General features: G+C 40.5%; 18 protein-coding genes. 7 read left to right on the top strand and 11 right to left on the bottom strand.

What is annotated here, in order from left to right; translation table 11 throughout:
• Positions 1–24 precede the first annotated feature (24 nt).
• From VSA01S_RS15605 to focA, 6 genes are all read right to left on the bottom strand, one after another.
• Positions 25–414, bottom strand: coding sequence for a DUF2750 domain-containing protein (locus VSA01S_RS15605; protein ID WP_039981044.1), 390 nt, complete (start codon positions 412–414; stop codon positions 25–27).
• Positions 415–488: 74 nt separating this feature from the next.
• On the bottom strand, positions 489–1394 hold the full coding sequence (locus tag VSA01S_RS15600; RefSeq protein ID WP_039981045.1) for a manganese-dependent inorganic pyrophosphatase: 906 nt from the start codon (positions 1392–1394) through the stop codon (positions 489–491).
• 393 nt (positions 1395–1787) lie between these two features.
• Entirely contained in the window at positions 1788–4250 is a 2463-nt protein-coding gene (gene torA / locus VSA01S_RS15595) for a trimethylamine-N-oxide reductase TorA (protein ID WP_039981047.1), read from the bottom strand.
• 25 nt (positions 4251–4275) lie between these two features.
• Positions 4276–5460, bottom strand: coding sequence for a pentaheme c-type cytochrome TorC (gene torC / locus VSA01S_RS15590; protein WP_039981048.1), 1185 nt, complete (start codon positions 5458–5460; stop codon positions 4276–4278).
• A gap of 54 nt (positions 5461–5514) precedes the next feature.
• Positions 5515–5694 carry a trimethylamine N-oxide reductase system protein TorE gene (gene torE, locus VSA01S_RS15585; protein WP_039981050.1) on the bottom strand — a complete coding sequence of 60 codons (180 nt, stop codon included), beginning with the start codon at positions 5692–5694 and terminating at the stop codon, positions 5515–5517.
• A 574-nt stretch (positions 5695–6268) separates the two neighbouring features.
• Positions 6269–7129, bottom strand: coding sequence for a formate transporter FocA (focA, locus tag VSA01S_RS15580; RefSeq protein WP_039981051.1), 861 nt, complete (start codon positions 7127–7129; stop codon positions 6269–6271).
• Between the two features lie 312 nt (positions 7130–7441).
• Between focA and VSA01S_RS15575 the strand changes: the two genes are divergently transcribed.
• On the top strand, positions 7442–7675 hold the full coding sequence (locus VSA01S_RS15575) for a TIGR02647 family protein (protein WP_039981053.1): 234 nt from the start codon (positions 7442–7444) through the stop codon (positions 7673–7675).
• A 457-nt stretch (positions 7676–8132) separates the two neighbouring features.
• A complete protein-coding gene (locus tag VSA01S_RS15570) occupies positions 8133–8960 on the top strand; it encodes an NAD(P)H-binding protein (RefSeq protein ID WP_039981055.1) in 828 nt (275 codons plus the stop codon).
• Positions 8961–9100: 140 nt separating this feature from the next.
• On the opposite strand, the gene VSA01S_RS15565 is transcribed toward VSA01S_RS15570, so the two are convergent.
• From VSA01S_RS15565 to VSA01S_RS15545, 5 genes are all read right to left on the bottom strand, one after another.
• Positions 9101–9679, bottom strand: coding sequence for a thymidine kinase (locus VSA01S_RS15565; protein WP_039981056.1), 579 nt, complete (start codon positions 9677–9679; stop codon positions 9101–9103).
• Positions 9680–9752: 73 nt separating this feature from the next.
• The gene (cysS, locus tag VSA01S_RS15560) at positions 9753–11135 is read right to left on the bottom strand and encodes a cysteine--tRNA ligase (RefSeq protein WP_039981058.1); all 1383 of its coding nucleotides are present in this window, start codon (positions 11133–11135) and stop codon (positions 9753–9755) included.
• Positions 11136–12176: 1041 nt separating this feature from the next.
• The gene (locus VSA01S_RS15555; RefSeq protein WP_050567336.1) at positions 12177–13304 is read right to left on the bottom strand and encodes an RHS repeat-associated core domain-containing protein; all 1128 of its coding nucleotides are present in this window, start codon (positions 13302–13304) and stop codon (positions 12177–12179) included.
• Positions 13305–13431: 127 nt separating this feature from the next.
• Entirely contained in the window at positions 13432–14730 is a 1299-nt protein-coding gene (locus VSA01S_RS15550) for a hypothetical protein (protein ID WP_145993881.1), read from the bottom strand.
• A 68-nt stretch (positions 14731–14798) separates the two neighbouring features.
• Complete coding sequence (locus VSA01S_RS15545) at positions 14799–18698, bottom strand: RHS repeat domain-containing protein (RefSeq protein WP_039981061.1); 3900 nt, start codon at positions 18696–18698, stop codon at positions 14799–14801.
• Between the two features lie 456 nt (positions 18699–19154).
• Here VSA01S_RS15545 and VSA01S_RS20045 point away from each other — a divergent pair, with 456 nt between their 5' ends.
• The 5 genes from VSA01S_RS20045 (at position 19155) to VSA01S_RS15525 (ending at position 22816) form a co-directional block, all read left to right on the top strand.
• Positions 19155–19310 carry a hypothetical protein gene (locus tag VSA01S_RS20045; RefSeq protein ID WP_158000770.1) on the top strand — a complete coding sequence of 52 codons (156 nt, stop codon included), beginning with the start codon at positions 19155–19157 and terminating at the stop codon, positions 19308–19310.
• A gap of 177 nt (positions 19311–19487) precedes the next feature.
• Complete coding sequence (locus tag VSA01S_RS15540; protein WP_039981063.1) at positions 19488–19982, top strand: peptidylprolyl isomerase; 495 nt, start codon at positions 19488–19490, stop codon at positions 19980–19982.
• 124 nt (positions 19983–20106) lie between these two features.
• Entirely contained in the window at positions 20107–20841 is a 735-nt protein-coding gene (lpxH, locus tag VSA01S_RS15535) for a UDP-2,3-diacylglucosamine diphosphatase (RefSeq protein WP_039981065.1), read from the top strand.
• 106 nt (positions 20842–20947) lie between these two features.
• On the top strand, positions 20948–22162 hold the full coding sequence (locus tag VSA01S_RS15530) for an EAL and HDOD domain-containing protein (RefSeq protein WP_039981068.1): 1215 nt from the start codon (positions 20948–20950) through the stop codon (positions 22160–22162).
• Between the two features lie 153 nt (positions 22163–22315).
• Complete coding sequence (locus VSA01S_RS15525) at positions 22316–22816, top strand: YchJ family protein (RefSeq protein ID WP_039981070.1); 501 nt, start codon at positions 22316–22318, stop codon at positions 22814–22816.
• The last annotated feature ends 49 nt before the right edge of the window (positions 22817–22865 follow it).

Raw genomic sequence — 22865 nt, 5'->3', positions numbered from 1 at the left:
TTTGTTCACAGCTACTAGCAAAGGTTATTGACGACTGGCTTGTTTACGAAGTTCGAAATCAAATTCATCGGGGAATAGAACTACCCCTTCTTCATTTTGATTTGGAAATACAACCACGGATAATTCATCATCTTCGAGGCCTGATGTCCAGCGACTGTGCCACTTATTCAGTGAAATAGCTTCAGGTTCACAGTGTTCCCAATCTCCTGTCGCCCAATCTTGAGCAAAGGCTTCATTTGGCCATACGGGAACACAATCATCATCTTCAGTGTTGAGCATCACACAACCGTACTCATCTTTCAGAATCCAGATTTTACGGTTTGCGACCATTTCTTTAATGCTGTATTTCAAGCGTTTTTCTTCATCGTAACGGTTGATTGTTTCGATTTGCTCTTTGGTTAATACTTCAGACATCTTAGGCTCCTGTCTTAATAGCAAAATGCCCACCGAGCGGCGGGCATTTATAGTATACGTTGGTAATGGGTAAATTACACAAGCTCAGTTTGAAGCCAAGGCCAGCCTTGCTTCTTACGACTCAATGTATTTTCCATCATTAGCATGCCATCTTGCTCATGCTTAACCAGTTTTTCAGCCCATTCACCCTTGTATAGAAGACGAGTCTGAGCAGTAGTGATGTCTGTTAGCATCACAGCAGCAAATGCTAGATTGTCATTTGCACAACGCGTTTCTAGATCCGCTTCTAGTGCTTCAATCATGCCGTCAACTTGCTCTAAAGTTGCCAGTTCAACCTGACCTACGACTACGTCACGACCGTTGAATGGGTAACCTTTTAGATCTTTCTCAACAAGCTCAGATGCTGATAGGCCCTCGATGTTTGTCTTAGCAATTAGAAGGTCTTTCGTAAATGCGTCAACGTCTTGCACATCTGCGATAGCCGCTAGCTCAGCAACAGCATCTTTATCTTTTTGAGTACAAGTTGGAGAAGCGAAACCTACTGTGTCAGAAAGGATAGCTGACATCATGAGCTTAGCAATTTGAGGTTTGATCTCATGACCTTCAATTTTGAACATGTTGAATAGTACCGTGTTAGTACAACCAACTGGCCAGATCCATGCTTCCATTGGGTTCACCGTCATCACATCACCTAAACGGTGGTGATCAACAATACCCGCAATTTCAGCTTCTGCGATGTCATCTGGTGCTTGTGCTAGATCTGAGTAATCTACTAGCCAAACCGTTTCACCAGCGACTGAAGTACGAAGTTCAGGAACTTCTGCGCCCGCTACCTCTAGGATGTGCTGAGTCTCACGGTTAATTTCACCCTGACGAATCGGCATTGCTTCCACGCCACGAGATTTTAGAAGTTCTGTTGCAACAAGTGCGCTACAAATACTATCACTATCTGGGTTCTTATGACCTACAACTAGAATCATTTTTTTTCCTATTCAAGTCAATTTGATGGCTTCTTTATAATGGGAAATGTAGAAAAATCCCCCTTATGAAGCGAGTTTGCTCACAAAGGTCGATACTTTACCTGATTTAATACAAATTGACACGCAGAAAAGTAGCTCTATATCCAAGTAAACTTGATCAAATACAGGCTGCAAATCTTGAACCTTTCTAATACTGTTTCCTTGTAACCTATTTTGCAGTTTTCTAAATCTGCATCACTGTCAACAACCAGAGCAGCCCGTTTTACATCGGCTCTACTGTGGCTTGCTAATCGCCCGATAACAAATCATCCAGCTTTTTGGCAAAAAAATACCAGCCTAAAAGGCTGGTATTTTTTTAAGGTTAAAAGAAGGAAGTAATGTTAGATAAGGAAATTAAGCGACTTCGATTGGACCACCAAATGAAGTAACAGGTGGAACATCACCTTTATACTTCTCGAAGTTAACAATACAGGTGTTGGCTGATGTCGCTTGCGCTAATTCAGATGTTCCTACGTCCAAAGTCAATGTGTTTGGATCGCCATAAGTATCAATCGAACCGATCTCTGCATTCAGCGGCCCATACCAAGCCCCTTCTTGAATACGAATAATGCCACGTGGGTAGTTATCTGACAAAACAGCACCCGCAAGCAGCTGGCCACGGTTATTGTAAACTCTTACCAAGTCACCATCTTTGATACCTTTTTCTTTCGCATCAATAGGGTTCATGTAAACTGGCTCTCGTCCCTGAACCGCATAAGTTGCACGGAAATCTTCTGATTCACACATTTGAGAGTGCAGACGCTTATCAGGGTGACATGATTGTAACCAGAACGGGTATTTATCAGAACCTGGTCCACCATGAGAGCGTTCTGTTTTTTCAAACCACATTGGAAACTCTTGGCAATGTTCATAGCCATAGCGGCCTATTTTACGTGATGTAATTTCAATAAAGCCTGATGGTGTCCCCAGTGGATTAATTTCTGGATCCTCACGAAAATCTGCATGACGTACCCAAGGCTTACCCTCACCAAAGTCAAGTACGCTTTGTTTCCAAAACTCATTAAACTCTGGCATCTCGAACTTATCTTCGTTGGCCTTTTTACAATCGTTGTAAAGAGATTGAATCCATTCCATTTCACTCATACCACGAGTATATTCATCACGACGTCCAAAACGCTGAGTCAACTCACTCATGATTTGGAAATCTGGTTTTGACTGGAACAACGGATCAACCAAACGATGCATTGCCAATAACCCACGGTTTGAATAAGAGCCGTACACGTCAATATCATTTCGCTCCCACTGAGTACAAGCCGGTAACACGATATCAGAAAAACGACATGTTGCAGTCCAAGCAAACTCAACGGTTACCACTGTCTGAAGCTTACGGAATGCCTGCTTCATGCGGTTACGGTCTTGGTGATGGCTCCATGGGTTACAGCCTGAAATAACCATCATTTTGAAATCAGGTAATTTCACCTTACCACCGTTATAGTTAATCTCTTTGCCAGGTTCCATCAAGCAATCAATCCAACGAGCAACAGGAATCGTTCGGCTATAACCATTAAAGTTATTGTTATCCCATTTAGGCTTCATGCCTTGGTCAAGGTTACGAGGGAATCCACCGGGGCCTGCGAAACCCGTCGATGGCACACCGATACTTGAATAGTGATGACCATAAGAAATACCACCACCTGGCAAGCCAATTTGACCAATCATCGCTGCAAGAACGGCGGCTGCCCAATAAGGCTGTTCACCATGCTCTTGACGCTGAACACACCACCCCATAAGGATTTGAGTTCGGCCTTTCACTAATGAGCGAGCAAAATCGCGGATTTGGTCAGCTTTAATGCCACATATTGGCGCTGCCCATTCTGGCGTTTTCGCTACTTTATCTTTGCTCTTACCCTGAACGTAATCAATAAATTCATCAAATCCTAAGCAGTAGGTCTCAATGAACTTTTTGTCGTACAATTTTTCATTGTACAACACGTGCGCTATCGCAAGTATAAACGTCACATCTGTCATTGGATTAATGTACAGATGTTTGCTGTTTAAGTAGTTCTGCGTCTTATTTTTTACTGGGTCAACTGAGATAGCATTAATCTCACCCTTTTCAATTTTTTGCTTCAATTGCTCTAAGTAAGCATACGACTGATGGGTTTCACAGTTCCAACCGACTTGAAGGTTTTTTACCGGATCATTGGCCCAGATAATAATATTATCGGCATGCTCTAAGATCTCAGACCATGAGGTCCCTTGCGCATATACTTCTGTAGAACCTAGAACATAAGGCAAAATGGTTTGCCCTGCACCGGTCGAATAGTCACCGACTTTAGTAATGAAATTACCATGCATACCAACAGCACGTTGCATATGAGCAGTACAATTGTTAAACGAACCAGTCTGGTTCCAGCCCGTTTGACCCGCATGTAATGCCCATGGACCGTAGTCTTTTTGGATACGTTCAAGTTCGCGATAAAATAAATCAAGTGCTTCATCCCAAGTAACACGAATGAAACGATTGTTACCTCGAGTATCTGCACTGTACTTATTCTTTTTCAACCAATCTAAACGCACCATTGGGTAACGGACACGGGATGGGCTGTAAATAATACCTTTAATACCCTTAAGCATTTCCGTTGGGTTTTTATCAAGCTCTAACGGTTTAATTTCTTGAACTTTCCCCGCATAAATGTGAGCGCGAAATGCTCCCCAGTGCGAGCCTGTTACTTTCCAGGTACCCGTCGTTTCAGCAGCCTGTGCCGAAGCCGAAGCCAATAAACTTGGACCAATAACCGACGCTGCACTTGTCGTTGCTACCCCTTTAAGAAAGCTTCTTCGTGTAATAGCCATTTAATTTACTCCAATTCGACGATTATTAGTGGTGACCTTCAGCGTAATCTGAAGAATGCTTCTGTAGGTACTTCAAGATCAGAGCTTCACTGTCTGTATCTAAGTTCACAAACGCTAACATACCATCGAACATACCCGGCCATGTGTTGGCATCAAAATGCGCCTCTGCTGGCTGTGTATGACACACTGAACAGTTGGTGGTATAAGCTTCTTTTGACTTTTCCCAAATAGGCGTAATGTCATTCAGCATCGACTCTTTCTTAATCCATACCTTGGCCGATACTTTTTCCCATGGAAGACCTGTTAGCTCATCCACTTTTTTCTCACCAACACTAATAACGCTTGGATCAGTCGATGCATCTTTTAACAAAGAAGCAACGGCAATGTTTTTACCAAAATCTTCTTGAATGACTCGACCAAAGCCTTTCGCTTTGCGCCAACCATCAATTTCAACTTCAGCATAATCACCTTTATCAGCGAGCACTTTAACCACAGAAGCTGGGTTAAGTAGGCCCGCCTCTTTGCTACCTGTATCATCAAAATAAACTGGAAGATGACGTACACTCACTAACTCTTGACCGACATCATAATTCGTATTTGAAGTCATGCCTTCAAGATCGCCAACGATACCACCAATGCTGTCCATACCTGCTGGTAAATGGTGTGCAATACCTTTATGGCAATCAACACAACTCTGATCTTTTTCAGCCGCCTGCTTCATTTGTATGCGAGCTGTTGGTGACATTTTTTCAAAATTCATCGAGTCATAATTGTGGCAGTTTTTACACTCCAGCGAACCATTTGCAGAGAATCGAGCCCATTCATGTTTCGCTAATTCAATACGACGCTCTTCAAAATAACCTGGTTCATCGTAGTTACCGAAGACTTGTGCAAAGACCTCTTTTGAAGCCTGCATTTTACGGGCAATTTTGTCGGTCCAGTTGTGAGGAACGTGGCAGTCTGGACAAGTAGCACGTACACCGGAACGGTTTTTCCAATGAATCGTGTCTTGTAGTTCTTCATAAACATTGTCTCGCATTGTATGGCAGCTAATACAAAATTCTTCAGTATTGGTTGCTTCCAGTGCGGTATTGAATCCCCCCCAGAAAATAACGCCTGCGATAAAGCCGCCCATAGTCAGCACACCAAGACTGATATGGACTGCCGGACGTGACAACGTTCGCCAAAATTTAATGATAAATGATTTCATTATTTGCTCTCTTAAAATCTTTTCAACGTATATTCATAAGCCAACTAGGAAGGCTTACATGCCATGTGAACCAGGAGGACCCCACACAAAGACTTGCAACATCCATACAATGAATCCGTAACCACCCACAAAGGCTAAACTCAATATGGGAAAGAGAACGACTGCAATGAAGAAAAACGCTTTCCATTCTAGGGAACGTTTCTCACCACTTTCGATTTTATTAACATCACTCATACACTTGCCTATTTGTATTATGTGTTATTGAAAAACCCGATATATTCAGGTTATGTTTAAACAATACCTTTTGGAAAATATTAGACCATAATCCTAACAAGGCTAAATTAATTCTTTTTAAAACCCTTTATTTAACATTTTAGCCCCATCTTAAACGGTCTATTAAATCAACAGGATGAATTAAATAATAATTAACAACTTAACGTATGAATATCACTTTATGCTTATTTAAGCGCATATTTAAACCTTGCTATTTTCATATTATTTACAACAATATCTAATGTCTTTTTTGTTATTAAAATTTTCAGTATAAATAACTAAAATACTTATATTAGAGATTATTATTTCTTAGTTACAATGAACATCGCTCTGCCTTCCTCTAGTTGAAAAGATAGAATATTCTAGTTATTAACAATAAGGACAATTGTTTTTTTGGTAAGTTATCCACAGAAAATGTGGATAACTTTTTACTCAATCAATTTTTACATCTAATCTTTGTTTTATCGTTACTGGACGTTAGCTCGACGTGGAATAGGACGCATTCAAAAACAAGTCAAGCTTACTTATATCTTTTTTATTTCAGGCATTTGCCTTCATCACGTAGGAAAATCATCCAGTACCACATACCAACAAATACTCCTCCACCAATAATATTTCCAATGGTTACAGGGAGTAAGTTATTGATGAGAAAGCTCATCATATTAAGATCTGCATATTGTGCAATCTCAGCACCAGTCATTTGCCAAAATGTTTCTGGAGCAAAATATTTAATGCCGATGGCCATAGGAACTTGAAACATATTAGCAATGCAGTGTTCAAAACCAGCAGAAACAAACATTGCAACAGGCAAAATCATCACTGCAATCTTGTCAGTTAAAGTACGGCCACTAAACGTCATCCAAACCGCAATACAAACCAGCAAGTTACACATGACTCCAAGTGCAATTGCCTGGAAAAAAGAATGATGAAGTTTATGTTGCGAAATCGCCATTGTGTTCAAGCCCACTTGCCCTTCATCAAACATGTATTGCTTAGTTAGAAGCATACACATCACAAGTAGGACTGCCCCAACAAAGTTGCCGATGTAAACCACCGCCCAATTTTTAAACAACACCGACCAGGAAATTCTCCCACTTGCTTTAGCAACCAAGGTAAGAACAGAACTAGTGAACAGTTCACCGCCTGTGACAACGACTAATATTAGCCCAAGACTAAAAGCTAAGCCGCCAACGAGTCGAGTCATACCCCAAGGTAAATCACCCGCACCAGTAGTGACAATTGTGTAAAAGATAAAAGCAATGCCAATATGAACCCCTGCAGATATAGCTAGTAAAAATGATTTAGCTGGTGCTTTGGTTGCTTTACTTACGCCAATTTCAGCAGCTCTTTCTGCTGTTTGAGGAGGAAGTAAGGAGTCAAACTGATTAAAATTCATGGGTGCGTCACGGTAAATACTAAAACATTATGTTGATAATCTATCGATTACCTGACTTTTTCAAGGGTTAATTTATGTAATTATCAAGCAGTTGATCTAGGACAATAAACTCTTAAAAATATAGACGAAAAGAAACAATTTAACATATTTTAACCCGCTGATTATTCTGTTATGTGAGCTGAGCTTGATCCACAGTAATCTAATATATTAAATGCGCTCAAGTAACACGTTAAGGTTAACATTTTTTAATATTTAGGATTGCTCATTAATTGCTTTCAGACTAGGTTGAAAAAAAACTTATAGGAGTTTCCAATGAAATATTCACCTAACCATATGGCAGAACTTAACTTACTTCTCCAATTCGACTTGAGCAGTGCCGCTACGGGTATCAAAGTCCATAAGGAAGCATCAGAAGAGATTCAAGCAGCTGTTGCTCGATTATTTGAAAAGCGGTTGTGTACTGAGCCTTACGGCGGTTACTTGACTGATGAAGGAATTGAGGTCGCTGAGCATGCAGATAGAGTTCTAAGAGTTTTATCCGCCTAAGGTATATTCACCAGGACAATTTAATTACCCAGTAAGTTTTTACCCAAGTATAGAAACGATACTTGGGTACTCCAGTTGGCTCCACCATTACAAAAACGATAAAAATAAAAAAACAGTAAGCGGTGTTCTGTTATTCACCTATATTACCTTTTATTAATTAAAACTAATTTATTTTTTGACACAATTTTAATCAGATAATATCAATGTGCATGGATCACCTTAAGTGCTATCACTAGACGAGCTCCCTGCTACAAGCGATTTTTTATAAAAACTTCAAAGAGATTACGGCACAAAGACGGTGCCCTTTCAGGCTTGTTTTAATATTGTACCTCTAAGCTATATTTCTTGTGCACAAGCATATCAAATAACCAAAATACAATTTTAAAAAGATAATTTTAAGGATATAGTGTCGAAGAACAGTTTTAATGATTGGTTAAATTTAATAAGGTGTCGACTCATGGCAAATGTACTTATTATTGGTGCTGGCTGGTTAGGAACCCCTCTGGCAGAAGTATTACTCGGACAAGGTCACAAAGTCACTGCAACACGCCGTAGCCAGAGTCGATTAGATGAATATAGGACATCTGGTATTTACCCAGCATTGTTGAATCTTGCTGATAGCGATTGTAAAAAGCAGCTTTCAAGCCTGATAAAGAAGCACAACATTGAACGTATTATCGGTACCTTCCCACCTGGTTTTAGAAAAGGCAATGGAGATGAATATGCCAAACAGTGGCATAAAGTCATTGACGTTGCGAAAAAAGAACAAATCCAAAAAGTGGTAATGGTAAGCTCAACCACCGTTTATCCTAATGTTGCTGCTGATATGAAAGAAGAGGATGCTACATTATCTTTAGCAAAAGATAATCCTAACTTTTCTTCAAATGCTCAAATTATCTTACAGGCAGAACAATATATTATTCATTCAAATGTAGAGTTTGCTATTCTACGCTGCAGTGGACTAATCGGTGCAGATCGGCACCCTTCCCGCTTTACTAACCGATTAAAACAAGTCAGTAGTCAAGCCCCCGCCAATATGCTTCATCAACAAGATGCAGCCTATGTTACTGCATTTGCTCTCAGCCAAATCAAGAACCAGATCGTTAATGTCACTACTCCTAACACCGTTAGTAAAGCCGAGTTCTATCAAGCAGCAATTGAAAAAAGTGGCTTAAATCTTAGTCTGCCTCCTATTACTCATACCCCCGATAAGCGCATTGTTGCAGACAAGCTAATCGCTCTTGGCTATCAATTCATGTTTAAGTCAACGTTAGATGCAATATAAAATACCGAACAGCGCTTAGTAAGGTGCTGAAAGAATAATGAATAGCTAATGAAATAATGTCTTATTTAATTATTTTCTGTTGAGAGTTTACCCACTCTGGCATATGCCTAAGTGGGTAAATGCTACGTGGAAAGTTAGGATTATTTATCCAATGCTTCTTTATAATGTTGACGACAAACAGATACATAACGATCATTGCCACCAATAGCGACTTGATCGCCTTCTTTGATCGCCACGCCATACTCGTCGGTTCTAATCACCATATTGGCTTTACGACCACAATGACATATCGTTTTTAGTTCCACCAACTTGTCTGCCCAAGATAGCAGGTACTTGCTGCCCTCAAACAATTCGCCCAGAAAGTCGGTACGTAGACCATAGCAAAGAACCGGAATACGCAACTTATCAACTACCTCTGTTAATTGGTAAACCTGCTCCTTAGATAAAAACTGACATTCATCAACCAAAATACAGTGGCGCTGCTCTTGCTGATTTAATGTATGAATTTCTTGATATAAATTGGTGTCATTTCTAAATAAGTGCGCTTCAGATTGTAATCCGATTCGTGAACTCACTTTACCAGCACCATAGCGATCATCTAAAGCGGCAGTAAAAATCACAGGATTCATACCACGTTCTTGATAATTAAATGATGATTGAAGAAGCGTTGTTGATTTACCCGCATTCATTGCCGAGTAGTAGAAATACATCTGAGCCACAGAGTAAAACCTTCATTAAATTTGTTAGAGATAAAGAAAAGGGCTGAATCATCAGCCCTTAAAAGAGATTCAATTACTTACGACGCCAAATTGTGCCATCAGGTCCATCTTCAAGTACGATGCCCATTTCTGTGAGCTTATTACGAGCCATATCGGCATTCGCCCAATCTTTGGCTGCGCGTGAGTCGTTACGAAGTTTGATCAATGCTTCTATTTCAGCTACTTCGCCATCATTACCCGCATCACCCTGCAAGAAATTTTCAGGGTTTTGGTGAAGAATACCAATCACATCCGCAAGCTCACGCATCACAGCACCAAGCTGACTTGCTTTTTCTATGTTTTCCGTTTTAAGGCGGTTAACATCACGAGCCATATCAAACAACACAGAGTAGGCTTCTGGAGTATTGAAATCATCATTCATTGCATTGGTAAAACGACAAACATACTCTTCGCCACCAGTTGGTGCTGCGTTAGAATCCAAACCACGTAAAGATGTATACAAACGCTCAAGTGATGCACGTGCTTGATTCAAGTTATCTTCGCTGTAGTTCAATTGACTGCGATAGTGACCTGACATTAGGAAGTAGCGTACCGTTTCAGCATCATAATGGCCTAGAACATCACGAATGGTAAAGAAGTTTCCTAGTGATTTGGACATTTTCTCACGGTCTACCATGACCATGCCACTGTGCATCCAAGTGTTGACGTACTGAGTATCATGAGCGCAGCAAGATTGAGCAATTTCATTCTCGTGATGTGGGAATTGAAGATCAGAGCCACCACCATGAATATCAAAATGATTGCCGAGAATAGAAGAGTTCATTGCAGAGCACTCAATATGCCAGCCTGGACGACCTGGGCCCCATGGTGACTCCCATGTCGGCTCACCCGGCTTAGACATTTTCCAAAGAACGAAATCAAGAGGGCTACGCTTTGCTGATTCAACATCAACACGTGCACCTGCTTGTAATTGATCAAGGTCTTGCTTAGAAAGCTTGCCGTATTCATCAAACTTACCCACTTCAAACATGACATCGCCATTGTCTGCAACGTAAGCAAAGCCGCGCTCAATCAGCTTTTCAACTAGTTCGATAATCTCTGAGATAAACTGAGTCGCGCGAGGTTCAACATCAGGACGCTTCATATTCAAAGCATCAAAGTCAGTATGCATTTCTCCGATAAGACGTTCAGTCAGTGATTCACAAGTTTCACCGTTTTCAGCAGCACGTTTGATGATCTTGTCATCGATATCAGTAATGTTACGTACAAACGTAAGGTCGTAACCCAAGTAACGCAAGTAACGAGAAACCACATCGAAAGAAACGAAAGTACGACCGTGACCAATATGACAGAGATCGTAGATAGTAACTCCACAGACATACATTCCAATTTTACCGGCTGTAATGGGTTTGAATTCCTCTTTCTTTCTAGTCAGCGTGTTATATATCTTTAACATGATCTCTATCTATAATTGTAATTGAATTAGTAAGAACCTGATTATATCAACTCCAGAGCTATACTCAAGTAACCTTAAAACCCAGAATATAACTGCTTTACAACGCTCCATTATAGTATTTCATTCAATTTTAATATGCATATAGTTAAATAATCAGCGTAAAAAGCCGTTTTTACATTTAAATGATGAAAATAAATAGTGTTTACGCATTGATGACACCGTACAATTTTGGTGGTGCTCCTTTGTCTTGCGCAAAACATTCAATGAAAACTCTTTAAACCGCTCACGTTGGGGCTGATAAATATTGTTGAACTTTTACGCTATCTGCATTTTTTGGAGATAAACAAAGCTTGAGAAGATGTGATTTATCAATGTTCGCTCAATGCGTACTTGAAAATACTCAATATGACAAACTAGCTTGATTGCTCTGTGATATTGTTAAATTTGCCAGTGTTAATCATGAATTGCCTCAAAGGTATCGTACTGAAAAGGTTCGTCTTCTCGCAAGTAAACCACGTATTAGCAATCCTGTTCTTCGAGGGAGATCTAGACAAGAAAAGACGGTCTTCGAAAACAAAGAAGGTTAACGATGAAATTATCGACATCATCCACTCATGACCTGCTGAGTTTTTAGCGGATCTGTATTCAGCTATAGGTACCACGTGCAGTGCTGACAAAGGAGGAAGCAGTCTGGGAAAACGGAATTTCTCAGAGAATTCGATGCACCATTACAAAACCATTATTGGCCCCAGATGATACCGTAGAGCCTTTAACAATCAACAACAGGAAACGATGCTAGTGGTCAGGTTGGAGAGATTTGATGACTTGTTCAATATCGAAATCATTGGTCATGTGTCATTCCTGTTTTTTTTATATTACTAAAATAACGAAGGTATTCTAAATACTGCCTATCCCTCGGCGTAACCCGAGGGATTTTTTATCAGTAAATATTCTTAAATCGATTCTTACCTCATATCCCCTTATCAATCCTCAGTTACGATTGCCATTATGAGAGCTTGGCCACCTGTCCTTACAAACAGTCTATTGGCTCAGCTGCGCAAAAACGGTCTGACGAATGCTTTCTTCTGGTGGTGTTTCATCTGGTTTTGATGAGGCTTTAATAACTTTTCCTATCGTGGTAAAAGCCGCGGAAGAAAAACTTCCTGATTGGCCAACAATACCTCCCCCCATGCCGCGAAGCATACCATAGAACTTGTTACTTCCACCTATTTTGGTTTCGCTATTGGTTACTTTAACTAACCAAGTTGGGGTGCTACTTTTAGAATGAGGCAAATTCTTGAACGTTTTTTTAGGTATTGGCTTCTTCGTAACAGTTGAAGCATACAATCTACTGTTAAGATCTTCCAGATAATCGTTTAAATTGGTAACCCCGAATCGGAAGATTTTATCAACTTCCGCGTCTTCCTGCTGAGCAATGGTTTTTCGTGTTGCATTATTTCTCACCACCTTATATTTGGTGACATAGTCCTTTCCACTGGCCACCTTGCTACTCCTAAAGCCTGTGCCCATCGCCCCCGCAACACCAGAGACTGTTGAAAGTGCAGCTAGTGCCATAGCGGCATACCCCAGCTTTTTAGAGGTAGATTCATTGTCGATAAAGCTATCAGCCACTGTCAATGCACCAGAAGTTGCACCAAGTGCACCACCAATAACAGCTGCTCCTATCCCGATAGAGGTGCCTCCAGTGAAGGGAGCTGCCAGTACCCCGGCGGCTCCTGTCAGCAGCGATGCTAAACCTATAAGAAAATCGGCGATTTCAAAGTGCCCTGTTGGATCTCTGAAATTAGCGGGGTCACCAGAGCAATAAGTGTAACTATTGAACCCACCTTTACCAAATGGACTCATGCTGTCTGATGCCATAAAACGCTGTAGCTCTGGACGATAGGCCCGATAGCCATTACCTAGCAAGTAACCACCACTACCCGGATCCTTCAGTTCACCATTAAAGCCCACGTCATCGAATTGTAGGATGGCTAAAAGTGCTTGTCGGCCTGCTTTTGTGAGAGAATATAGGCACTCACTAGATAGTGCATTAAAGGGAAGGCTAGATAGTATGCTTCCAGATACAGTTAGCGCTCCGACTCGGTTTAAAAACTCACGACGAGAAATAGCGCCTCTCTGAAGCAGTGTTTCTTTGATTTTATCCATAATAACCTCATGTTATTGCCACCATTCGGTTGTTAACCAATTTGAGAGTAACAATTAACGAAAATCAACTTAATTTTAAACCTCAAGGAGAACTATCTTCTGATAGGTCTCCTTAAAGTTAATGTTTTTATCTAACATCCCCATTAAAAAGTGATATATCTAACCCTTGCCCTTTTTCAAATTGTTCAAGTGTAACATCAGCGGAAAACTGTATGATTATTTTATTACCGTAGTCATCAACAACAGTTTGTTTGCTTAAAGTATTCTGTTTACTATCAATAGAATAGTTTTCATTATCAGGCCATAAAACCGTTTCTTTCACGCCATAGCCTGAAGGTAATGATGTCCTATTGAATGGAGCTTCAGTGGTTAACCTTTGTTCCATACTACAGTGGGTTTGAGGACCATGTATACCGCCAACCCACCAATGACTTGTTTTTAGAATGGTAAAATCTGTCTTACCTTGTTGGTGCTTGGAATCAAGTGCATAGTAGTTAACAACATCCGGCTTGTAATTCTTATCGGTGCATTTTTGTTGAGTTCCAGTCATACAGTCAGTCGAAATGTATTGGACATTATCAGCAGAAAAGAAGTTAGCTTTAATCTTAGGCTGAATATTATAGTGGTATAAATCTATCTTTCGTATTGTATTACTGAAAGCTCTTGTTCTACCTTTTTGGTTTTTTACTCTACAAATATCACCGCCATATACACTCTCTCTGTAGGTCGTGTAGTTTTGACACTCGCTCTTACTTCCACACAACTCACCATCGCTAACTCGTTCGCTACCAATATCCCCTGGTTGGTATCTGCCATCCAACACCCTCATATCCCTTTTAGTTGGATCTTGATCTGACGTTGTATCATTGCAATGATTCATATCTTCTCTTTGTCCATCCTTTGTTGTGCTGTAAGCACAAAGTGAAATATCGGGATATCCTATCCATTGATCCTCTGCAAAGCGATCATAGCTGACCCACAGAGTATTTAAATTCTGCCGAGGTTCGGATCTGGTTCTACTGACATCACGTAAATCCATCGGACCATTAATATCCAAATTATGTGCATATTCTGTCCCCTCTCTTTCAGAATCAGAACTGTAAACAAAACCGGTAGAAAACTGGGTTAAGTCCTTAATATCATCATCAGTTGCATACTCGTCATATTTACCCAAATGGATACGACTATCAAACTCCTCTGGCGTGAGTGACGTTTCACACTTTTCTGTGTCCCCATATTCGACAGTATATTCATACTGCGCCACATAATTTATTTGAATAGGTTTGGTCATGCGGCCATTATCGTAGAGGGCATTTCCGCTTAGTACTTCAACGCTTCTGATATCTATTTTGATATTATCTCGATTTACTATGCTAATTCCTGCGACCTCACACTCTTGTGCTTGCGAGTTGCAGCTGATCGTCATTAGTCCTGCGACGGCTAAAGGCAGCCAAGCTTTTATTGGTTTTTGCATTGTTGTTACTCTCTTGTTGTTTATTTATCGGAAGGAGTGGTTATCACAGACTGGATGCCAAAGGCGCTGTAACTATAATCTTGGGTGAAACTATCAGATCCGCTAACCCTCAAAGGGGAGCCCTTAGCATTATTTTGATACCAAGTGTGCTGATGAATCTCTCCTGCGTTAAGCAGAGTTTTTCCCACAATGCCTCCATCGGCATGGCGCTGGTAGTGGCGTAAATAGTCCCCTTGCTGCTCAACAAGTAGACTTTGACCAGCGTAGCGGCGTATCAAGGTGCTTTGATCATCTGGCTGAATTTGGTCCAGACGACCTAAACCATCGTATCTGTATTGTATTTTCCCTCCACTTTGCGGAGTGACGCTTTCAATGAGCCCACTAACATCATAGGTATAAGTCGAGTTTTTCTCATCGTTGAGCATATTTCCGAAGTCGTCATATTCGGGGATAAACCAGGTTTGGATATCTTGGCCAATCTGCACATCAATCAGAGATAGCTGACATGGATCTGGATTGTTGTAGTGTAGGGTACGGATTTCGTCTTCAGAGTTTATATAGAATGAGGTTAGTTTGGTCAGATTATTGAAACTGTCATATTCAAAGAACTGCTCGCTCAACTTGCGCCCTTTATCGTCAACAGGAGCCATGCTTCCTTTGCCTTGCCAGTAGGTTAAGCGAGAAAACTCGTCATAGATAAAAGACTCATCCAGGGACTGATTGCCCAAAGTATACGCACGTTTATGAATCAAACCGTTATCATAAAAAGTTACCGCTTCAGTGAGCATCTCACCTGTGGATAGGTCGGCCTCATGGTATAAACGGCTTGGAAACTCGTCCCAATCAGTGGTTCTGGTCAGGGTTTGCCCTTCCCGGGTTGTGGTTATTCGTCCCGGGCGACCACAGTCATCATAGTCTTCATATAAGGTTTCACATAATAGGTTATTGTTATTATGTACTTTTTCCGAATCAATCCGCCCCTGAGCATCATACAGGGTTGTTTGTTTAATACCTGTGCTACTGACTATTGCCGTAGGTTTGCCGAGTAGGGAATAAAAATATTGAGTCGTGTGTCCATTACTAATTTCCGTATCCGGGAGGCTGTCAAAGCGGTACGTGATCTGTGTTTCCACACCATCTTTCTCAGCTGAGGTACAAATAGCTAGATTAGGATCATAAGTGTAGCTATAACTCCCTGCCGACTCATAGGCTTTGGCACCGCTTATAAAAGACAGGGGTTGAATTGTTCCATTAGCCAAAGTGCGCTGATCACTGTACAACGATCCAGCAGGATAACGGTAGTGAGTGTCTCTTCCGCCAACAGAAGTCATTAGCAAGCGACCGAAGGGGTCATATTTTTGCATGCCTAGAGACTTCCGGTTTAAGGCAATATCAATAACCAAAGCTTCAGAGGAGTAAGGGGAGTAGGAATACTGGATATACTGCCCAGGGCGGTTCTCGGTGATAACCCTATCAAAGACGTCATAGCACATATCAGTACGCAAACCATACTTATCAGTACGCACCTTAACTCGCTCGAAGGTATCCATTCGCTGAATGTCCTGAGCTAAGACCGTACCATCAGGCTTGCAATCCGTCCGGGTTTGTGTTCGTTTATCTTCGCTCAGCACGATGACTTGGTAAGGCATACCCACTACAGCTTGGTAGCTACGCTGACTGACCGGATTCTGGTATTTAACCTCCTGGCGCCCATCCTGATGATTTACTGTAGGGTTACCCCAGCCATCGTATACGGCACTCATAGAAAGAGTGAGTGTAGACTGCTCGGCGAAGGTTGGGTCATTGTCTGCCACCACATCGTATTGGGTACCGCTAATAACCTGACCTAGGCCGTTGTACTGCCGGGTTTCAACTACATGTTCGTTCAATGACCAGTCGATGACGGTCACAAGCGACTCTCTCAGCCGCGAACGCGCATCATAAATAGTGGCCAAAATATTGCCATTAGGGTCAGTCACTGAACTCTGGTGCAGAGCATCTTCATAAACATAGGTTTTAACAGCTTCGTATTCCCCTCCTTTGTCGGCAGTCTCAGTATAGAGCCGACCGTCCGGATAAAAGACATTTTCCAGCGTTGAACCTTGCTGTGTTAGTATTAGCCGGTTCCCTGTTAAAGCGTCCAAGACGTTGAACTGAGTATGGGATTCTCCGCTCAGATCTGATGCGCTGAGTGTGATTGTATGGGCGAAACACTCCGAACATTCGTCGGTAGAGTAGGTATAATCATAAGTGTGATCAATAATTGATACATATCCATTGAGGGAGGTTTTCTGTTGCTTGAGAGTACCGTCATCGTTAAAGGAATAAGTGTCTTGTTGTGCTGCTTCATGAAATGTCTTGGTCTCAATCGCAACCGTATTTGTTGCGTTGGGCAACAGTTTATAGGTATAGGAGATGGTGTTAGCAAGCCTTTCGAGAGGATGCCAACGACGCTGCCGCATCACAAAGTGTACAAACGTATATGCAGGGCAGCCTTTTATGCTCCCGTCGGTCGTGTCGTAGTACTGAAATTCGCTGCGCAGCCCGGTTTGAAGATCATGTTCCAGTAGAGGGTTACCGTAATCATCAAAGTTATATTCAGTAGTTTCACTCCTTGAACCTTCAGCATCCTGATAAGTAATAGTTTGGAGCCTGGGAAGTCTACAACGCTTATCTTGTTCATTAAATGGAACGTCATACCCATAATCAACCAAATGGTAAGCAAGGGTTGTAGACTGTACACAACCACCACTTTCCATCTTGCTCTCAACCATATTATGGTACTTGTCATACTTGAATGTGGTTATCCTGTCTGGTTCTTTACCAAGAGATTTTTCAGTAACAGTAACGGCATAGAAGTAATTACCCTTTAGGTTACACATGTAATCCGAGTATGCTGTCATACCTTCATTAGTAAAGGATTTACCGTTGTATCCCAGGTAATTATTGTCATTCTTCTCGCCATAGCTGTAGCGGGTGCGGGTGAGTAAAGCCTCCTCTTGGTTAAGGTCGGTGACATCCATTTGTTCGACGACTGGCATACCGGGTACACCCATTTCTCCAGTAGGACACTTAAGCAATGTGCCCTGATAGGTCAAGGTATCTCTTCGGCCATAGAAATAATCTATAGATGAAATCTGGGTTGGAAGGTTACGAGCAGAATAGAAAACCTTAGTCCAGAGCTTCGCAGCACTCGGTTTATCGGGCTTAGAAAATTGAACCCCATCGCTAGTGCTCAATACATGCATGACACGCCGACCCTGCATTAAATCAAAAGCGTAGTCATATTGAGGATGGTCCTGACGGGAAAAATAAAAAAAACCTTGCTTATCTTTGATGCTTTTAAGTTGTTGAGTATATCTATCATACTCAAAAACAAGATAGAGCTTACCTTTATCAGCAGTAGCATCTTTATATTTTATCCACGCAACATCATCGACATTACTATGTTTTACCAGCGTTTCAACTTCACCAGACTTATAGTAAACTTCAAACCTTTCCTCATTTATTTTAACCAGTTTAAAGTCGGTAATTCTGGCATCGCTCAAGGGAACTATCTCCCCAGCTTTTACTCCCAAAAGATCCACTTTTACAGCCTCACCTGACGACAATCGCAAGAGCTCATTCCCAGTATCGAGGTGTGTCAAATTGGCTTCCATCCCTCTACTAAAGCCAGTATCCGATCTGGATTTTTGGTTTAACGATAAGTTTAACTGTAAGTTTGGTCCTTTTTGGCTATTGGCGACAATATCTAGCAAAGATATTTGGAATATATAGGTTCCAGTCTGGTGGTTAACATCTCCTCCAAATATCCTATCGACATTAGATGCATAAGAAAGTACGGACTCAACACCAGGACTTTGTTGGTATTTAGTATTACTACTTATTTGCGAATTTTCTTTTTCATATATAGAATCCATATACACTCCTTCACTATAATTAAAATAACCAATTTTAGACTCAACTTATATTAACGACACAACCTAAATTTGCGCCAATTTACGGACACAGCCCTAAGTTTTAGTAGAGTGTTTAAAACAATAAATAGTCAATTCCAAGGTATATAAAGTGAAGCCATACGGAGTACCTAAACAGCACATTAGATTGTACTTTTCAGCTCTCGAAATACCAAGAAATCTAACACCAATAAAGAGTTACATAGTTCACTTACAAATATAAATATAAATGTAAATATAAATATATAAAATGAGAATTAATTAAGTAGGCTTACAATAATTGACACTATACTTTATATTCATTTTGGATTGTGGTGCAATTTTTGCTAAATACATATCTAACTCAATAACTATGCCTTACAAATATAACGAATCCAAACGTCATCACTTTAAAAAAGCCCACCGATCGGTAAACCAATCATGTCGAGTACAACCAAATTCTGCGTGATCGTTGGCCTATTTATATCTGCTTATCCGACGACGTCTTATGGAACTGGTAAACTGAACAACGCTCTTACGATGGCACTGGATCGTCACCAAAATTGCATGATTCCATCAATACGTAAGTCCAAGTAAACAATAATCGAGCAAACATCAAGCACAAAGCAAGCTTTTCGGCATGGTGCATTTGCATGCGAATCAACTTAAGCTAGAATCCCACATTAATAAGCTGATATTGTTTTAAGGTAAGTTAAGAACATTAAAACTATGTCGATCTAAATTATTTCTAACAAAACAGTAAAGGATACAGATATGATCACCCTACACACAAATTTTGGTGACATTAAAATTCAGTTAAACGAAGAAAAAGCACCTGAAACAAGTGCAAACTTCCTTCAGTATTGCCGTGATGGCTTCTACGACAATACACTCTTTCACCGTGTGATTGATGGCTTTATGGTTCAAGGTGGTGGTATGGAGCCTGGTCTACGTGAAAAAACAACACGAGCACCGATCAAGAATGAAGCGAACAACGGTCTTAGCAACAAAGTTGGTACGCTTGCTATGGCTCGAACTATGGAGCCGCATTCCGCAAGCTCGCAATTCTTCATCAACGTAAACAACAACACGTTCCTAGATTTCCGTAGCGAAAGCCTAGATGGCTGGGGTTACTGTGTGTTTGGTGAAGTCATCGAAGGTATGGATATCGTTAACAAAATCAAAGGTGTAAGCACTGGTTCTCATGGTATGCATCAAGATGTACCACTAGAAGATGTTATGATTACTGGAACCACAATCGTAGACTAATCTCCTTTTACACCTAAGCGACAGCGCAGTACTGTGTGCAACGAGATACGCTTTGGTATATTATTATCTTATGAGATTAAATAATAAATAGGGAGCTTAAGCTCCCCTTATTTCTAGTATTTCTATGACAACACTTTTTATTTCTGACCTTCATCTATCTCCTTCTCGCCCTGATATCACAGATTGCTTTGTGAGTTTTATGCGTAATGAGGCTATTCATTCTGATGCACTTTATGTGCTAGGCGATTTATTTGAATTCTGGATCGGAGACGAAGATAACTCACCTTTTGCAGATCTAGTTAGAACAGAGTTTAAAGTGCTGAGTCAAAAAGGTATACCCATTTTCTTTATCCAAGGTAATCGTGATTTTCTACTGGGAAAACGCTTTTGCCAGCAAACCGGAATAACTTTACTCGATGAAGTCACAGTTATCGATTTATATGGCCAAAAAGCTGCCATTCTTCATGGTGACACATTGTGTACCGACGATATCAAATACCAAAAATTCCGACAGATCGTTCATAAACCATGGCTACAATATCTATTTAATCGTATTCCTTGGTTTATTAAAAAGCGTATTGTCGCTAAAGTGCAAAGTGATATTCGTACGGACAAGCAGACAAAGTCTTACGACATTATGGATGTCAACCAAAATAAAGTTGAGCAAACCTTTACTCAATATGGCGTTGATCTCATGATACATGGCCATACACATCGGCCTAACCTGCATCATTTTAATCTCAATGGTGCGACAGTAACACGGATTGTACTTGGCGACTGGTATACTCAAGGATCCATTTTATTTGTTGAAAAAAATAATATTGAACTGCAAAATCGTACGCTTGATTCGAAAAAGTAGACCTTCATCTCTATCTACTTTGTATTTTCATGCCCAAGTACAAAGTTTTTTTGTCGGAAATAGTTATCATCGAACGCTAGAAAATGGACAATAAAAACAAACCACTTTGAAGTATTCTTATATAGCTCGACAACCTATCCTAAATAAAGAAAAACGGACCATCGGATACGAATTGCTTTTTCGAGATGGCCCCAAAAACACCTTTCCTGCGGTGGAACCTGAGCTGGCAACAAGCAAACTTCTTTCTGATCATTTTCTTACTACTTACTACAACACTTTAGGTAACAAACTAGGTTTTGTTAATTTCCCTTACCAAAGCTTGGTTAACCTAATTCCAACTCTATTCCCAAGCCAATATCTTGTTGTGGAAGTTTTAGAGGATTGCGAACCTACCGATGAGCTCTTAGAAGCGATAAAACTACTTCATGCAAAGGGTTATCAAATTGCTTTAGATGATTTTGTACCAAGTAAAGTTTGGAAGCGCTTTTTACCTTATATAACAATTATAAAATTTGACATCCGTTCGATATCAATCGCTAAAGCAGAAATTTTCATACAGTCACTTAACCATCGTAAAATCAGATTTTTAGCTGAAAAAGTCGAAACTTATGATGAATTTGAACAGGCAGTGAAAGCAGGATTCGATTACTTTCAAGGTTATTTTTTTAGTAAGCCCGAATTAATACAAAGCAAATGCTTGAGTGCTTCTTTACTTACAGTAATTCAGTTGTGTAAAGCGATTGCTGAAGAATCAATCAATTATCAAGAAATAGAACGCTTATTTTCAATTGATCTCACCCTTTCTTATAAACTTCTAACGTATGTCAACTCAAGCTACACACTGAAAAACAAAATAAAATCCTTTCGACAGGCACTCATTTATCTTGGAGAAGAACGTTTAAGGCGATTCATTTCTCTTGTCGCCTTGGCTTCAGTTCATGAAGGTAAGCCGGACTCTTTATATACGCTTGCAATACAGCGTGCGCGCATGAGTGAACTCATTCTGTGTCAAATGCAGACACCGTATGCCCCAAGCCAAGCTTTTCTCACTGGCATGTTTTCTTTACTTGATTCTCTCTTAGATCAGCCACTTGTTGAGATCATTAAACAGGTCCCTATAGATGAAGACATTAAACATGCTCTAATCTCACATAAAGGAGTGCTAGGTACCCTTTTATCAATGATTATTGCTTATGAAAATGCTGATTGGTCGAAAGCGGAGCAATATTGTAGAATGCTTGGATTAACTGATTTTCAACTTACTACCGCTTTCAATCAATCAACCACTTGGGCACAAGAGTTGCTCACCAAATATCACTAGTTTTTCTTTCAGTGAGTGACTTCATTAATAGTTAAAGGTATATTTCCTTGCGGCTGGCTTGATGTTTAGTTAATTTTCTTAATAACACAAATCTGCATAAGTTATGCCTGCACTTACCTATCTGTATTTACATATAATTTGAGAGTTCATGCGATGACTTCTGTTTGCCCTTGCGGATCTAACCGCTCTTACAAGCAATGCTGTGAAATTGCCCATCAAAATCATGCTGATGTAACAAATCCAGAGCAACTTATGCGCTCTCGTTATACTGCACATGTATTAGGCTTAGTAGATTACGTAGTACAAACGTATCACCCAAGCTGTAACGCAGAAGAGCAACGTGAAGGTATAGCTCAATCGATTGACAGTGATTGGTGCAAACTTGAGGTCCTCAAAGCAGAAGCTAGCACTAATGCTAATGAAGGCTTTGTTGAGTTCAATGCTTACTTTAACGAGGACGGTAAACGTTACTGCATGTCTGAACGTTCTCGTTTCGTGAAAGAAGACGGACTCTGGTTTTATATTGATGGTACGTTTCTAGAAGAAGAGCCGCAAGACTCACGTCTAAATCAACCAGTGAGTAGCCTAAAAGTCGGTCGTAACGACCCTTGTATTTGTGGCAGTGGTAAGAAATTTAAGAAGTGTTGTGGGTAAGAGAAAGGTTCTAGGGTCTAGGGTCCTAGGCCCTAATACTTTAGATTAC

It is taken from the genome of Vibrio sagamiensis NBRC 104589 (assembly GCF_007990935.1).
Classification (GTDB): Bacteria; Pseudomonadota; Gammaproteobacteria; order Enterobacterales; family Vibrionaceae; genus Vibrio; species Vibrio sagamiensis.
This window is presented reverse-complemented; position numbering and strand designations above follow the sequence as displayed.